Origin of the sequence: Holzapfeliella floricola DSM 23037 = JCM 16512 (assembly GCF_001436605.1) — a bacterium.
In the GTDB taxonomy this organism is placed as follows: domain Bacteria; phylum Bacillota; class Bacilli; order Lactobacillales; family Lactobacillaceae; genus Holzapfeliella; species Holzapfeliella floricola.
In genome coordinates this window covers 18,841-35,163 of the sequence record NZ_AYZL01000010.1, presented here as the reverse complement: position 1 = coordinate 35,163, position 16,323 = coordinate 18,841, and the positions used below count along the sequence as shown (strand labels likewise).

Annotated in this window: 10 protein-coding genes; all 10 read right to left on the bottom strand. The window is 34.4% G+C overall.

All coding sequences use genetic code 11. From position 1 onward, the window contains the following. Positions 1-43 precede the first annotated feature (43 nt). The 10 genes from cas9 to FC86_RS01820 all read right to left on the bottom strand — a co-directional run bounded on the left by cas9 (position 44) and on the right by FC86_RS01820 (position 16,228). Entirely contained in the window at positions 44-4,252 is a 4,209-nt protein-coding gene (cas9, locus tag FC86_RS01865; protein ID WP_056974334.1) for a type II CRISPR RNA-guided endonuclease Cas9, read from the bottom strand. A 300-nt stretch (positions 4,253-4,552) separates the two neighbouring features. After that, positions 4,553-5,902: a 23S rRNA (uracil(1939)-C(5))-methyltransferase RlmD gene (gene rlmD, locus FC86_RS01860; protein WP_056974333.1), complete on the bottom strand. Its 1,350-nt coding sequence runs from the start codon at positions 5,900-5,902 to the stop codon at positions 4,553-4,555. A 61-nt stretch (positions 5,903-5,963) separates the two neighbouring features. Then, positions 5,964-6,887 (bottom strand): diacylglycerol kinase, encoded by a 924-nt coding sequence (locus tag FC86_RS01855; protein ID WP_156403323.1) that lies wholly within the window; start codon positions 6,885-6,887, stop codon positions 5,964-5,966. Between the two features lie 9 nt (positions 6,888-6,896). Next, entirely contained in the window at positions 6,897-8,327 is a 1,431-nt protein-coding gene (gene gatB, locus FC86_RS01850) for an Asp-tRNA(Asn)/Glu-tRNA(Gln) amidotransferase subunit GatB (RefSeq protein WP_056974331.1), read from the bottom strand. Then, positions 8,327-9,778, bottom strand: coding sequence for an Asp-tRNA(Asn)/Glu-tRNA(Gln) amidotransferase subunit GatA (gatA, locus tag FC86_RS01845; protein WP_056974330.1), 1,452 nt, complete (start codon positions 9,776-9,778; stop codon positions 8,327-8,329). Before gatA ends, gatB begins: the two co-directional genes overlap by 1 nt. Beyond that, a complete protein-coding gene (gene gatC, locus FC86_RS01840; RefSeq protein WP_056974329.1) occupies positions 9,778-10,080 on the bottom strand; it encodes an Asp-tRNA(Asn)/Glu-tRNA(Gln) amidotransferase subunit GatC in 303 nt (100 codons plus the stop codon). Before gatC ends, gatA begins: the two co-directional genes overlap by 1 nt. A 12-nt stretch (positions 10,081-10,092) precedes the next feature. Continuing rightward, the gene (locus FC86_RS01835; protein WP_056974328.1) at positions 10,093-11,241 is read right to left on the bottom strand and encodes a CamS family sex pheromone protein; all 1,149 of its coding nucleotides are present in this window, start codon (positions 11,239-11,241) and stop codon (positions 10,093-10,095) included. 11 nt (positions 11,242-11,252) lie between these two features. Further along, positions 11,253-13,280 (bottom strand): NAD-dependent DNA ligase LigA, encoded by a 2,028-nt coding sequence (gene ligA, locus FC86_RS01830; RefSeq protein WP_056974327.1) that lies wholly within the window; start codon positions 13,278-13,280, stop codon positions 11,253-11,255. A 14-nt stretch (positions 13,281-13,294) separates the two neighbouring features. Next, positions 13,295-15,517 carry a DNA helicase PcrA gene (pcrA, locus tag FC86_RS01825; RefSeq protein ID WP_056974326.1) on the bottom strand — a complete coding sequence of 741 codons (2,223 nt, stop codon included), beginning with the start codon at positions 15,515-15,517 and terminating at the stop codon, positions 13,295-13,297. A gap of 132 nt (positions 15,518-15,649) precedes the next feature. Further along, positions 15,650-16,228 (bottom strand): xanthine phosphoribosyltransferase, encoded by a 579-nt coding sequence (locus tag FC86_RS01820; RefSeq protein ID WP_056974325.1) that lies wholly within the window; start codon positions 16,226-16,228, stop codon positions 15,650-15,652. Positions 16,229-16,323: the final 95 nt, after the last annotated feature.

The window sequence follows — 16,323 nt, the reverse complement described above, 5'->3', positions numbered from 1 at the left end:
TATAAAAAAACCAGCTGAAAAAAGATCAACTGGTTTTCATTAATTATAGATTTTTAACTTGTTTAAAGTGACTAAAAATTCCAGTCGGTGATGAGTAATATATTTTAGCTTCGGGTGAAATTTTTATACCACCTTTTGTTTGCATCTTATTTAACGGAGATTTTAAGCCAAGTTCTGGAACCTCGCTTGTTTGATTTTTAATACCACTCAAAATTCTCATAATAACAGCATACTTAGTCTTAATTGACTTAGAAATATCAAATCTATTTTTTGATGTTTCATCATAATTTGGCAATTGGCTAAATTTAATTAATCCGTCATTTAATTTTTTTCGAACATTATTTATATCATATAAAGCAAAATGCTTATTTAATACGTCTACAATCTCTTGATAAACTGTCATTAATTTGTTGTGAGCCTCTTGTTCAGGTAAGTCTGCAGTTGCTTTATCAGCCAATATTTTAACCGATTCAGGACTAATCACTAACTGTTTTGCATTCTTTTTATAGTAAGGACTTCCTAGATAGTATTTCTCTCCTTGATCAACCACCACTTGGTTATATTTAACGTTATCCAATATAACTTCAAATTCTTTTTGCTTTTTAGTTTTTTGACTAGCTAATACAGATTTAATCACTCGATTGAGTTCAGTTTGATAAACTGTTTTACTATTGGCTTTTGCTTGCTTTAATTTAGCAATAGAGCGAATTGGAATACCAATAAACTGATAATTATCAGTATTCTTTTCCTTTATCAAAGCAATCTTAGAAACGTTACTACTTGAATATCCACCATAGACTTCACTTGGCTTGTTGTCTTTCAAAGGTATCATTTTAGCTGTATTAGGTTTTGCTGGATAAATCGTCTCGTTATAGAATTGTCCTTGTTTAGTAAATACTTCACGAGAGATTAACATATATTTGTATCGATAAATTTTGTTTAATCTTTTGATCGTTTCATTTCTGTCTAACACAACTTGTTGTGAGCCAGATGCAGTAATTAACCCGTCTGAACCAGACTTTGGATTAGTCAAGCCATGTAAGAAGTTAAAGTTTTTAAGTTCAGAAAGTTGTGCTTTATCTAAACGCTTATGATCACCATAAACAAAATAGCTTCTTAACTTAGGATAACGATTATATAAGTAACCACCAACAAGTGTTGTCAAATAAGCATCGAATCCGTGATGATAGTCATTAAGTTCTCGAAGTTTATAGAACTCAAAAGTCTTACGAATTTCAGAGTTTAAATGGGCTTTAACTTCAATAATTTCAGTATCATCATTTTGATACTTAGTTCCCAAAATATTAGCAACCAATTTGATAACTTGGCTAGTTTCTACCAACTGACGATTAATGAAGCCCTGTTTAACGTAAGGACTAACCGTATTCTTAATACTACTGCTTAATTTATAATATTTTTGTTTGGTAATTAAGCCACTATCTAATAATTTTTTCCACAACTGACGTGTTTCACTTGTTATCTTCAATGAACTATCGATAGGTGCATTATTTTTTTTGATTTGGTTAATGCTTTTCGCTACTAGTACTCGATTGTTTAAAGAATCATTCATTTCAACTGAACGTGGCACAATATGATCAATGTCATAATAAGGAATTTCATTAAATGGAATGGGTTGATTTGTGTAAATATCGCGTCCTAATTGTGTAAAGTACAGATAGTATTTATCTGACAGATTCTTTTTAAGACTGCTCTTGTTCTTATTTAGATTATCCTTCACCTCTTTTTCAATATCTTTAGAAAGTGATTGATAAATTGAGGTAATTGTTTCATATCTAGACTTGCTAATTTCACTATTTTCTTCAGGTTTTCGAGTAAATTCAATTGAAATCGAGGTTGGTGCCTGTCCATTCATTGCTAATTGAATGTCATCGACAACTTTCATTACTTGTCGAATGGCTTTTTTATTTTGCGGTGAAGTATAAGCATTAGCCAAAACACTTTCCATCCCAAGTTCTTGAACTTCGTGGCTATTGATTCGTGCAATTTGCTGTTGAAACTCATCTTGCGAGACAATACTCATCAAATTGCTCCCTTTGTTATTCCACAAAATATCAATAATTCTTTCACCATTGTCATTTACTAACTCTGCGAGTAGTCGATAAGATAATCTGCCCCAGCCACTATATCTCTTAGCTACCAGTGCCTTAATCTGTTCTTCTGTCAACCAGTTCACTTCTTGCAATTTTGCTTTAAAAATAGCTCTATCTTCAAATACTGTTGACCATTCTATTATTTGCTCAAATTCTTTTTGCTTCGTTGTATCTTCGACTAAATCACCAAAAATATTTTTGAAATCAATATATGTAGTTAAGCCATTATTAAATTTGTCTGGATTTGATAAGCCTGATATCTCGATATTATCCCCATATCCTTGTTCGCTTTGAAGATAACTTTGCAATTTTTTAGTGCTTACTGTTTTTTGTTTTTCGAATAAATCATGATAAATAGCTTGTTTCTCACCAATTGACAACAATTGGTTATTAACTTTGACTAAATTTAATTCATTTAAAACTTTAAATCTTTGGTATAAGAGACTTCTATCTGGTAAAACATCTTCATTAATTAAATAAGTATCTTTAACAGTCATTCTTTTAATAAAGTTTGTAGCAGATTGCATGCGATCAACTTTATCATCAAAATTCCAAGGTGTAATTGCACCTTGTTCTTTTCGCTTCATCCAAGCAAAATTAGCAGCTGATGACTTTTGTTGGTCTTCAGGCGTAATTAATGGGCCAATATAATAAGGAACACGAAATGTTACTAGTTTTTCTATTGGCTTTTGCTCATTGATTTTATCCATTTCTGGATAATGTGGCAGTTGATTTTGAAGAATTTGCCTTAATTCAATTTGATGCAGTTGATGCGGAATATTACCATTTTGATCTGTTCTTTGCTTAGGTAAATAATTATCCCCAGTAATTGCTTTTTTAATTTGTTCAACTTCTTTTATCATATCTTCGTCTGCTGACAATTCTGATTCAAATGTCGCAAACAGTTCAGTTAGTATATTGTAGAAGTCATCAGTTGTTAATTTCGTTTTTGTATTTTTGGGTGCCTCTTTAACACTAGATGCTGATTTTGCATTAGCTTTTAAACTCGCAAAGTCATCACTTGTAAATCGAGCTTTTTTAGGTTCAAAAACTTCTTGTTTTGTCTGAGCGTTCCCAACATATAAAGCATAAGCTAATTCTAAATTTCGTCTAACTGCAGTATTTCTTCGTAACTTTAATAAAATGTTTTCTTTGAATGATTTTAATTGTGTATGATGCAACTCATATTTTTCAATCATAGACTTAGATAAACTAGTTCCTGAAGGAATAATTTGGTTAAGTCTGACTCTTGAATAAAGTGTTTTTAATTGGAGTAAAATACCTATTTGGTCTTCATTTAATTCTGCACTTAGTTCCATCAAAGCATCGTCACTATTGGCAGCTGATAATTCTAATTTAGGTGTTTGAAGTTTTTCAGTAATTCCAAATAATTTGGCTATGTCAGCTTTATAACCTAAAACCAATTTCGCAATCTGAGCAGTCCTATCTTTATCAATCTTAATTGCTTCTTTATGTAGTAGTAGTTTTTGAATAACTTTTTCTTTATCTTTATTACTTTCAGTATTGGAAAGTAAAGTTTGTTCGATGTCTGTTACATATTGAGTATTAAGTCGTAAATCGTCTGTTAAATTATCCAATAATAAATTAATTTGTGTAAGAATTTCGTCTACCTTTAAGTTAGATGCTTCAAATGAATCTACAGGCGAAGCATCTAAAAAATTGCCTCGATACTTAACAATATGATGAACTGCTAAATAAATAAGCCTAATATCTGCTTTTTCTGTGCTTTTCATCAAATAATCTCTTAAATGATAAATTGTTGGGAATTGCTGATGCAACTTATCATCTGATTGATTATTTAATAAGCTAAAAGATTCTGATTTATCATAATTAACTAGGTTTGACTGTTCTAGCCTTTTAAAGAATGTTGGATCATTTACTTCAATTAATGGTTTGAAAATTTGATTTAATAAATTTAAACGCCATTTTCTTCTGTTATATCTTCTACGTGCTCCCCTATTAAGACGTCTTTCTTCGGCTGTTTCCCCTTCTTTGAATAATCTAGCCCCAACTAAGTTGCTTCCTTTTTTATGAACTAATTCACCATTGTCATATCTTACAGCAAATCCAACTGACGATGTTCCAATATCTAGTCCAATATGATAGTTTCTATATGTCATTTTTAGTCCTCCTTCTAAGTACTAGCTATAATAAAACAGATTATTTATTTTTACAAATTAATATTTGCATAAGTAATTTTTTTGTTGTATTATAAAAGCGGTAAGAGTTGGGTAGCTCCCAATTCATTAACCTTATTGATTTGACATACTGAGTTAAAATAAAACAATGCGTAAGCAAAGTTTACACTTATTAGCCATTTATAGTTGGCAATACATAAAGAAAGACCTAGGTCATATGACCTAGGTCTTTTTCTTATACTTATTTATAAATTGTTATCAGGTTTTCTCCTGCAACGTTTTTTAGTTTTTCTCAAGCACCGTCACACATTCCACATGTTGTGTCATTGGGAACATATCAACTGGTTGAATTGTTTTGGTTGTATAACCGTATTCTTCAAATTCTTTAATATCACGCATCAAAGTAGCTGGATTACATGAAATGTAAATCACCTTACGAGGTGCAATTTTAGCAGTAGATTGAATGAATTCACTAGTTACACCTTTTCTTGGTGGATCAGCAATTACAACTGTCGCTTTTTTGCCTTCTTCTGCCCAGTGATTCATATATTCTTCTGACTTACCTAAGAAGAATTCTGAGTTGGTAATGTGGTTTAAAGTCGCATTATTTTTGGCATCATCTACCGCTGATTTCACGACTTCAACACCGGTTACACTTTTGACTTTTTTAGCCACAGAAAGACCAATTGTCCCAATCCCTGAATAAGTATCTAATACTTCATCATCTTCATTTAATTGTGCCATTTCAACTGCTTTTTGATAAAGGGTTGGCGTTTGGCTTGAGTTAATTTGGAAAAATGATTGTGGTGAAATCATAAAAGTTTGATCACCGATTTTGTCTGTAATATAAGAATTACCTGCTAATAAGCGATTCTTTTTACCCATAATCACATTAGTTTTTTGAGGATTGTGATTTAGGTAAACACTTTTAACTTCTTCTAATTGTTCAATTTCATCTGCAATTTTTTGTAAATATTTGAATTTTTTATCCAAACAAACTAAAATCACCATGATTTCACCGGTAAAATAACCACGACGAACAATTACATTTTTCACTTGACCACGATGATTTTTTTCATCGTATCCAGCAATATCATATCGACGTAAGATATCACGAACACCTTTAATTGTATTATCAATCTTAGTATCTTGAATTAAAAAGTCTTCCATCTCAACCAAATCATGTGACCGTTTACGGAAGAACCCTACTTCAAGTTGACCATTAACTTGACGAGCGGGAATTTGCGCTTTATTACGATAAGCTAATTCATTAGGTGATGCTATGGTATCTAGCACATCCACATCTAACTTATTCTTTTCAACTAATGTTTTGACTTGCTTAGTTTTGAATTCCAGTTGTTTATCATAAGTTAAATGGGCAAGTGGCGCAATCCCTGTTTGTGCCCACTTATTTGAGACCATTTCTACACGTTCTGGACTTTTTGTTTCAATTGACATGGTTTTTGCAAAACCAAATCCTTTTTTTAGTTTCATGATTTTAGCAATCACTACTTCACCTGGTAATGCGTTATCAACAAACAGTGTCATACCTTCTTCTGTATGTGCAACACCCATTCCTTCATAACTCAAATCAGTAATTGTCAATTGTATTTCTTGATTCTTATTTAGCATATTATCTCCTAGGCTTTAAAAAACTGTACCCAAAAATTTAGGTACAGTTTTTTAGTACATTTTAAAAGTTTACATAAAACTCGATATGTTGCGTCAAATTTTCAAATGATAGCGGAAAGGCTGTTCCTTTTTCACCATCAATATTGACATCATTGCCATGACTATTTTGATCTAGCAATTCAACTTCGAGCGTCTTAGTTTTTACAAAAATCACATCATCATCCGTTAAATGTTGGCGATTTTTGACTGCCAACTTAATCAATCGAAATAGTCGATTAAGTTGTGTTGGTTTTACAATCAGTAAGCCAAAATTACCATCTGAAAATTCAGGAATCGGTAATATCTTTTCAAATCCACCAATTGAATTGGTTAATCCCAACAAGAACAATACCGTTTCTCCTTCATAAACACCTGTGTCATACGTCAGACGCATTTTTCTAGACTGTAATCCAGCTAATAGTTTAATAGCATTAAGCAAGTAAGCACTATAACCGAAAATAGACTTTTGCTGCCAAGTAGGTGCATAGGTTACTTCTGTAACATGGCCACCGCCGGCATTATTCACAAAGTATTGACTATTTGTACTTGAGTAAGCACGTCCAATATCTAACTTTTGTGTTTGTCCTTTTAAAATAACTTCAGCTGCTTCTTTGAAGTTATTTCTAGGAATATTCAACGCTCTGGCAAAATCATTAGCGGTTCCTGCTGGAATAACAGCCACTTTAGGCCTTGTTACCAACGGGGCAATTCCATTGATGACTTGATCTAATGTTCCATCTCCACCGGCTGAAACGATTAAGTCAAACCCTGCTTTAGCCGCACGGGTTGCCTCATTTTTCGCCGAATCTACTTCTACAGTCGTTTGAAACGAACTAGCTTCAAATCCCGCGTCCTCAAGTACTTTTAAAATATCAACAACACTTTTAGTAACAGGATAATGTCCAGAAGTCGGGTTATAAATCAATCTGGCTTTTGGCACTAAAATCGCCCACCCTTACTTCTTGTCTAATTCTTCTAACAAAATTTTATTCACAACTTTAGGGTTAGCTTGACCTCTAGTTGCTTTCATAATTTGACCAACTAAGAACCCAATGGCACGGTCTTTACCGTTTTTGTAGTCTTCAATAGATTGTTCATTATTATCCAAGATATCATTAATCAATGGTACTAAAACTGCTGGATCAGATTGTTGAACTAGTCCTTTTTCTTCGACCCAAGCTTTAGGTTCTGTACCATTTTTAATTGTTTCTTGGAAAACTTTTTTCGCAATTTTTGAAGAAATTGTACCATCTTTAATTAATTTGATCATTGTTGCTAAGTTTTCAGGTGTTAGGTTTGATTCTAACAAGTCAATTTTGTTGGTGTTCAAGTATGCATTCACTTCACCCATTAACCAGTTAGAAGCTAGTTTTGCATCCCCACCATTTTCAACTGTTTCATTAAAGAAGTCAGACATTTCTTTAGTTTGAGTCAAAATATTAGCATCATATTCAGGAATACCTAATTCAGAAACATAACGTTTACGGCGAACATCTGGCATTTCTGGAATTTGTGATTTAATTTCTTCAACCCATGAATCAGCTACATGGAATCCTGGAATATCAGGCTCTGGGAAGTAACGGTAATCGTCTTTCCCTTCTTTCACACGTAGTAAGTAAGTTTGACCTGTTGTTTCATCAAAACGACGGGTTTCAGGTTTGATTTCGCCACCTGCAAGTAAAATTTCAGTTTGGCGTTTTTCTTCATAAGCAAGACCTAAACGAACGTGGTTAAATGAGTTTAAGTTTTTAAGCTCAGCTTTTTCACCTAGTTCTTCTTGACCAATTGGACGTAGTGAAATATTAGTATCCACACGCATTGATCCTTCTTCCATCTTAACGTCTGAAGCACCTGTAAATTGAACGATTTGACGTAGCTTTTCAAGGTAAGCTTGTGCTTCATCTGGTGTTGCAATATCAGGTTTTGACACAATTTCGATTAGAGCCGTTCCTTGACGGTTCAAGTCAACAGATGAATAGCCATCCGTACCGTGAGTATTCTTACCAGCATCTTCTTCTACGTGCATTTCTTCTAAGCGGATTTTTTTAGTGTAACCATTCACTTCAATTTCAATATAACCATCAGTAGCTAATGGAAATTCTGATTGTGTAATTTGGTAAGCTTTTGGATTATCTGGATAGAAGTAATTCTTACGGTCAAAATGTGTGTAAGGTGACACGTTTGAGTGCATAGCTGAAGCCACCATAATTCCTAGACGGTAAGCTTCTTTATTCACAGTTGGCAATACACCAGGGTAACCAAAGTCAATCACGTTTGTGTTGGTGTTAGGTTCTGCTCCGTATTGCACTGGACTTGGACTGAACATTTTAGTGTTCGTTTTTAATTCAACGTGGACTTCAAGCCCAATAGTTGTTTCAAAATTCATTATTTGTCCTCCATTTCACTAGGAACTTTTTCATAGAATTTACTGTAATCTTCATAGAAGCTTGCAGCATTAAAGATTGCTTCTTCGTCAAAGCGTTGTGCCATGATTTGAAGACCTACAGGCATGTTATCTGAAGCAAGTCCTGCTGGAATACTTGCTGCTGGGATACCTGCCATGTTTGCTGAGATTGTTAGAATATCGTTAGCATACATAGTCATTGGATCATCATTTTTAGCATCAATACCAAAAGCAGTTGTTGGTGCAGTTGGTCCCATTACTAAGTCATATTTTTCAAATAAACGGTCGAAGTCTTGTTTGATTAATGTTCTCAATTGCGCAGCTTTTTTGAAGTAAGCATCGTATGTTCCTGCTGAAAGTGAGAATGTACCAAGCATAATACGACGTTTAACTTCGTCTCCGAATCCTTCAGAACGAGTTTTGACATAAACATCAGCTAAACTCTTCACATCACTTGCACGGAATCCATAACGGATACCATCAAAACGTTGTAAGTTTGATGAAGCTTCACTAGAAGCAATCAAGTAGTAAGTTGGAATCACATATTTAGTATGTGGCAAGCTTACTTCTTCAACGATTGCACCGTTTTCTTCGTAAACCTTAATCGCTTCATTTACCACGCGTTTAACTTCGTCAGAAACACCAATTTCAAAGTATTCCTTAGGAACAGCAATTTTTAGACCTTTAACGTCTTTGTTAAGTGCTTTTGTAAAGTCAGGAACTTCACGCATTGAACTTGTTGAATCACGTTCATCATGACCACTAATTGCATTTAAAACGTAAGCAGCATCTTTAACACGTTTAGTCATCACACCGATTTGGTCTAAACTTGAAGAAAAAGCGATTAATCCCCAACGTGACACACGACCATAAGTTGGTTTGATTCCAAAAATACCAGTAAAGGCACTTGGCTGACGAATTGAACCACCAGTGTCTGAACCCAATGCAGCCACAACTTGACCACTAGCTACAGCTGTTGCTGAACCACCAGAAGAACCACCTGGAACTTTAGTGTGATCCCATGGGTTTTTTGAAACGCCAAAGTATGATGTTTCAGTAGATGAACCCATTGCGAATTCATCCAAGTTTGGTTTACCAATGATGACAGCTTTTTGGTCTTTTAGTTTTGAAACAACTGTTGCATCATACACAGATACAAAATTTTCAAGCATACGACTAGCCGCTGTTGTTTTCATTTCTGTTGTGACAATATTATCTTTAACAGCGATTGGAATTCCTGCCAAAGGTGTGTCGAATTCTGTGATAGCTTCAGCTTCTTTAGGTGCATTTTCGTTTAGTGAAATAAAAGAATTGAATTTGTCATCTGTTTTTTTGATGTTATCAAGTGTGTTAGTTGCAAGTTCTTTAGCTGACAATTTTTGATGGACCAAATTTTGATGTAATTGGTCGATTGATTCGTTTAAATAATTCATTATTGATTGTCATCCTCCTTGTCAATAATTGAAGGCACTCTGATTAAACCGTCTTTTGTTTCAGGTACATTCTTAAGTAGTTCTTCACGTGTTTGCATTTTTTCAACTTCATCATTTCTGAAGACGTTTACTTCATCAACAATTAAGTTAGTTGGCACAACATCAGTTGTATCCACTTCTTGCAATTGTCCAGCCATGGCGATGATATCGTCCATTTGGGGTGTGAACATTTCTAGCTCTTCTTCGCTAAATTTTAATCTTGAAAGCGCCGCAACGTGCGCAATTTCTTCTTTAGAAATCATTGAATACCTCCGTTAATTTTCATTACTAAATACATGACTATAGAAATTATAATTACTGCTGTCTCGAATCACAACTGATTGAACTTCACCAACAGCTTGAACTTTAATTTCAATTGGCACATTTTTAGGCAAATATTTTTCAGCACTGTTAGAAATTAATTTAGTAAAACTATTTATCTGCTGATAACCATAAAATTGTGTATTCACAGTTATAGTCATTGAATTAAGTTTACCATTTTCATAGTTACTTTTGGCAATAACCCCACTTAAGTTGGGGAAATAACCTTGTACAATAGATTTGAAGTTTTGAAAACCTTCAAGGTCTGAGCTATTAATGGCCTTTTCAGAACCAGAAACGATTGGAAACACTTGCGTTTGATTGTCAATCGTTTGCCAATTACCAATTGAACCACTATCACCGTTAACTGTTGTTGTTGCAAAATATGCGCCACCAGTCAAGCTGTCAACGCTTGGCCGTGAATACAACGCAATTACAATTGGAATATTCTTAAGCCCTTCTTTTTGTCGCAACCGTTCAACAACTTTTTGAGCCATTTCTTTTCCATGCTTTTCTTGGTCTTCACGAGAAATTTTAGTGCTGTATGTTGCGCCATCTTTTTCTTTTTGGTAGTAGTCAACAGAATTCATTGCTAGCGTTAAACTTATACCTTGAACATTGTAATTATTGCCTGAACCTGTCATATAATTTTGTTCAAGTAATTGCTCTAGATAAACAGGTGTGCGTTTGTCAGCATCTGTTTCAGAATTAGCAGCTGGGTTTAAGCCATCTGGATTACTTTTTTCGTCATAACGACCTAACCAATTATACGCATCACTTTGACTAATTTGTTGGCCCTCTTGGAAGATATATTTTTCTGTTGAAAAGGCTTGTTTTGAAATTTGAACCAAGCCTGATTCCATCCCTGTTACATCAACTGAATTTAACATGGTCGCTGTCGCACCACGAGAAGGACTAGATTTATAACGCCCATCTTGAAGCAAAACATTATAAGTATTGTCATTAGTCGTTCCCGTAATTTGGAACGTGTTTTGAACCTGAGCAGAATTATTATTCGCCAAGTTAGAATTTTGCAGATTGCCACAACCTGTCAAAATAATCATTAAAATTATAAGCTGTATAAGATATGCGATTTTCTTCAAAATACAGCCTCCTACTCTTGTAAATTAGCAATCAAGGTTGCTTCACCCATCACCGAAACACCCAATTCTTGTGCTTTGGTGTATTTTGATCCCGCATTTTCACCATAAATTAATAAATCGGTATTTTTTGAAACAGAAGATGTCACGTTAGCACCATATGATTGCAATAGTGTTGAAAGCTCTTTACGCTTATAGTGAGAAAGTGTTCCTGTTATCACAATGGTTTTTTGATCAAAAAACTCATTATTACTATCAGGGGCTTTAGGTTTAAGAAAAACCATATTAACATCTGATTCTTTTAACTCTTCAATCAATTTTTTAGCTTGATCTTGTTTGAAATATAAAGTAATAGCGTCCGCAATCACTTGTCCAACCGTATCAATCTGTTGTAGTTCTTCGGAAGTAGCTTGCATCAAATTATCAATATTTTCATATTTTTCACAAATGATTTGAGCTACTTTTGCACCAACATTACGAATACCCAATCCAAAAAGCAGTTTTTCAAGAGAGTTATTACGACTTTGACTAATTGATTCAACTAAATTATGTGCTGATTTTTCACCAAATTTATCTAAGACTAATAACTCATCTTCTTTAAGCTGATAAAGTCCTGCGACATCCTTAATGAGATTTTTCTCAAATAATTGTTTAATAATGCGAGGACCAAGTCCTGTAATATCCATCGCATTACGAGAAGCAAAGTGCGTTAGCTTTTCAGTAATTTGTGCTTCACACATTGGATTAACACATCTTAAAGCAACCTCATCATTCAAATTAACGAGTTCTGCTCCACATGATGGACAATGTGTTGGCACTTGGTAAGGTCGTGAATTTGCATCCCTATCTTCTTTTACAACACGTGAAATCTCAGGAATGATATCGCCAGCTTTGTGAATAAATACAGTATCTAACAACCTAACATCTTTTTGATGAAGTAATGTTGGATTATGCAATGTCGCTTTTGAAACAGTTGTTCCGGCTAATTGTACAGTATCCATAATTGCAGTCGGTGTCACAACACCTGTTCTTCCAACTGTCCATTGAATATCCCGTACAATAGTTTTCGATTCTTCAGGTGCAAACTTATAGGCAATTTGCCACCTTGGTACTTTAACAGTGTTACCAAGGTGTTGTTGGTAATCAAACCGATTGACTTTAACGACTACACCATCAATCCCGTAAGGTAAGCTATCACGCTTTTGTTCGTATTCTTCGACAAACTTCAAAACTTCACTAATCGATTGAACTTCAATAGAGTCTGGATTGGTACTTAATCCCAACTCAGACATTTTATCTAGTGCTTTTACTTGAGTTGTGACTGCTCCATCAGTGGCTACCCAGTGATAGAAAAATGTACTCAAGTTACGACTTTTAGTGACAGCTGAATCAAGTTGTCTTAATGAACCTGCGGCAGCATTTCTTGGATTAGCAAATATCTGCTGTCCTTCTTGTTCGCGCTTTTTATTTAAGTCAGCAAACGCTTTTTTTGGCATATAACATTCACCGCGAAATTCCATTGATAATGGTTCAGGTAATATTTTAGGAACATCTGCAATGGTTTTTACATTTTCGGTAACGTTTTCACCAATTAATCCATCCCCACGTGTTGAAGCTTGAACTAATTTTCCGTCTTCATAAACAACTGAAAGTGCTAATCCGTCAATTTTTAACTCAACGTTATAAGTGAAATCACTAGTTTGCAACTGCTTTTTAACTCGCTTATCAAATTCAACCAACTCATCCATTGAAAAAACATCACTCATGGAAAGCATCGGTGGTGTGTGTTCAATTTTTTCAAGCTTAGTTGAGGCAGATGCTCCTACTCTTTGCGTAATTGAATCTTGTGAGATTAGTTCTGGAAAATACTTTTCGATATCTTGTAAACGATGATAATTTTGATCATAAATATAATCTTCGACAGACGGATTATCATCATCATAATATTCTTGTGCCCATTGGTCGAGCGTTTTACGTAACTGAATAACTTCTTCTTGTGCTTGTTGGTGTGTTAGCTCATATACTGGATGTTCAATTGTCATTATGTCATCCCTTTTTATTTCTTAGTAATTGGTGCAAACTCAGCAAGTAATCGCTTAACACCTTGACTTTCAAATGCAATATCTAATTCTGTATCGGCACCTTTACCTGTTATTTTAACAACAGTTCCCTCACCCCATGCTTTATGAGCGACTTTATCACCGACTTGCCAAGGTTGTTTTTCAGCTCCTACAGCGCCTTTACTCTTTGGTGCAACATGGCTATGATATACCGGTGAATAAGCTTTTCTATGATAATCTTTAAGTGGATTATCTGGTTGTTCTTGCACTTTTGGTTCGATTTTTTCGAGGTGGTCAAATGAAATTTCTTGTACAAAACGTGAAGGCATATTAGATTGACGTCTACCGTATAGTAAACGAGAATGTGAATTAGTTAAGAACAGTTGCTCTCTTGCACGAGTTACGCCAACATAAGCCAAACGACGTTCTTCTTCAAGAGAATCTTCGTCTCCCATACTTCTTGAAGATGGAAACAATCCTTCTTCCATTCCCACTAAAAAGACTACTGGAAATTCTAAACCTTTAGCGGCATGAAGTGTCATTAAAGTCACAACATCATCATCTTCCTCGCCTTCATCTTGATCAGATAATAAAGAAACATCGGCTAAGAAATCGGTTAAGCGAGATTGTTCAGTTTGACTTTCATCGTAACCTTCATCAAATTTGTTAGTCACTGATAAAAATTCATCAATATTTTCAAGTCTAGTTTGTGCTTCTAAAGTGTTTTGTTCTTTTAAGTCTTCAGTGTAACCACTTTGCTGCAGCATTTTTTCAACAATTGAAGTGATAGAGTGATTATCATGGTAATCGATGAAATCTTGCATCATAGCTGAAAAAGCTTGCATCGCTTTTTGTGCTTTACTTCCAATTGATGAAAGTGCTACGTTCTTAGCGGCTTCTAGTAAGGTCCAATTATTTGCTACCGCAAACTCATTTAATTTGGCTAAGGTACCTGGACCAATACCACGTTTGGGCGTATTAATAATTCGATTCAAGCTCATCGTATCATTTGGATTATCAATCAATCTTAAATAGGCTAATAAATCTTTAATTTCTTTACGATCATAAAATTTATGACCACCCACAATCTTGTAAGGAATTGATGCTTTCAAAAATCCTTCTTCAATCGTTCTTGATTGCGCGTTTGTTCGATACAAAATCGCGTGATCACTGTAATGACGTTTTTTAGATTTAACACCTTCATTAATGTTTTCTACAATAAACAGTGACTCATCTAAATCATTTTGTGCACGATAGTATTTAACTTTTTCGCCGTCACCTTGGTCAGTCCAAAGGTTTTTAGGCTTACGATTATTATTATTTTCAATCACGCTGTTAGCCGCACTTAAGATATGTGAGGTGCTACGGTAATTTTGTTCTAACAAAATAGTTTTAGTATCAATATAATCTTGTTCAAAATTCAAAATATTTTCCATGTTAGCACCACGCCAACCATAAATACTTTGATCAGAATCACCAACTACACAAATGTTTTGGTGTTTTGCACTTAACAGTTTGACAATTTGATACTGTGCCTCATTAGTATCTTGATATTCATCCACATGAACATATTGGAACTTTTCTTGGTAAAAGTGCAGTGTTTCAGGTGAAGTCTTGAACAATTCAATAGTCTTCATTATTAGATCATCAAAGTCCATTGCTTGATTATTAACCAATGTTTTTTGGTATTGATCGTAAACTTCTGAAACCACTTTTGAAAAGCTGCTATTTACTGATTCTGTGAATTTTTCAGGTGTTAACAAATCATTTTTAGCATTACTAATTGTCCCTAAAATTGCTTTTGGATTATATAGTTTAGGGTCATAGTTGCGTTCTTTTAGAATCTGTTTAACTAACGTTTGTTGTTCTGCAGGATCTGAAATTGTAAAAGAAGTTGTGTAATTGATTTTAGGTGCTTCATTTCTCAAGATACGGACACAAAGTGCATGGAAAGTTGAAATCCAAATACTCTGACCTTTTTCTCCTAATAAGTCTAGAACACGCTCTTTCATTTCTCTGGCTGCTTTATTTGTAAAGGTAATAGCTAAGATATGAGAAGGATTGATATTTTTTTCATCAACTAAATATGCAATCCGACGTGTTAGTACACTTGTTTTACCACTACCGGCTCCAGCCATTACGAGCAAAGGACCTTCTGTATGTTGGACAGCTTCTTTTTGCTTGTCATTTAGTCCAGTTAAAATATCGTTTTGATTCACAATTTTGCCTACTCTCATCTTGTATTTGTAACGTTGCTAATACATACCAGTATAGCAAAAATCGATTATTAAATGTAGTTTTTATCACACAAAAAAAGATCACAGCCTAAAAGCGTGTGACCTTTTTTGGTTTTATTCTCCACCTAAAAAGTGAACTTTTCCACCTTCAAAAGATGAAATACGTGCAAGTGATTCCACTTGGTAACCTTGTTCATCTAACATTTTGCGACCCTTTTGGAAACTCTTTTCAACGGAAATTCCCACGCCCGCTACTGTTGCTTCTGCTTGATTGACAATATCTAGTAACCCTTCAACAGCTTGTCCATTAGCCAAGAAGTCATCAATGATTAGGACATGGTCATCAGCTGATAAGAAATCACGCGAAATAACAATTTCATTTGAGGTTTGATGTGTGTATGAAAACACGGTTGCTGAGTACATGTTATCGTTCAATGTTACTGATTTTTGTTTTCTACCGAAAACAACAGGAACGTTGAAGTTGTAACCAACCATAATAGCTGGTGCAATTCCTGAAGCTTCAACTGTCAAAATTTTTGTCACTTTCTTTTCTTTAAAGCGTTCGTAAAATTCATCAGCCATTTGCTTCATCAAAACAGGGTCTAATTGTTGTTTTAAAAATGAGTCAACTTCTAAAACATCATCCCCGATAACTTTTCCGTCTTTAAGTAATCTGTCTTTTAAAATTTTCAATGTTATTTCCTACCTTTTGAAGATCTGTCTTTTAAAATAAGTCTAACACAACACGAATAATAACACCACGACCGGTTTTATTGGTCGTTATTTTA